A 748-nucleotide genomic window follows, 5' to 3' on the forward strand; every position below is an offset into this window, starting at 1 on the left:
GCCCCGGACCGGGGCGGCCCGGCGGCGCGAGGACGGACAGCCGCGCCCGCACCCGCCGCCGGTGCCGCACCGCGGAGAGCAGCCCCAGCGCCAGCAGGACCAGCGCACCCGACGACAGGGCCCGCAGCAGCCACGGCCACACCGCAGCCCCGGTCATCCCGCCACCGCCTCGGCCCGGCGGACGACCGCCGCGGACCAGGCGAGCCCGGCCCACTCCAGCAGGGCGCCCGTCAGCAGGGCGGCCAGCCCCTCCGGGGTGTGCAGCAGCACCTGCAGCGGCCGCACCCCCATCCCGGCGCCCAGCAGCAGACCCGCGGCCGGCAGCAGCGCCAGCACCAGCACGGTGGCCCGCGGGCCGGCGAGCTGCGCCCGCAGCTCCTCCCGCTGGTCGCGTTCGGCGCGGAGCGACTCCGCCACCCGCTCCAGCCCGGCGGCCAGCGAGGCACCGCTGCCCACCGCCACCTGCCAGCAGGCGGCGACACCGCGCAGCCCGTCCGCACCGGGCCTGGACCGGTGGCCAGCAGGGCCCGTTCCGGCGGACGCCCGGCGAGCACCTCGCCGCACAGGGCGGTGCACAGCGCGATCACCGCCTCGGCACGGCGCTCGGCGCGGCGCCGCACGGCCCGGCGGCGCCCGAACCGTACCGCGGGCACGGCCAGCAGCAGCCCGAGCAGCAGCGGCAGCGGCGATTCCCCGGCCAGTGCGGCAAGACCGCCGAGCGCCAGGCATCCGCAGGCCGCCGCGGCGT

Annotated in this window: 1 pseudogene; it reads right to left on the reverse strand. The window is 80.7% G+C overall.

Annotated features, from left to right (window positions below):
• Window positions 1-153 precede the first annotated feature (153 nt).
• Window positions 154-748, reverse strand: a pseudogene (locus GQS09_RS28365) (type II secretion system F family protein); the annotation flags it as partial.

This window comes from Streptomyces sp. YIM 98790 (assembly GCF_011421595.1).
GTDB lineage: Bacteria > Actinomycetota > Actinomycetes > Streptomycetales > Streptomycetaceae > Streptomyces.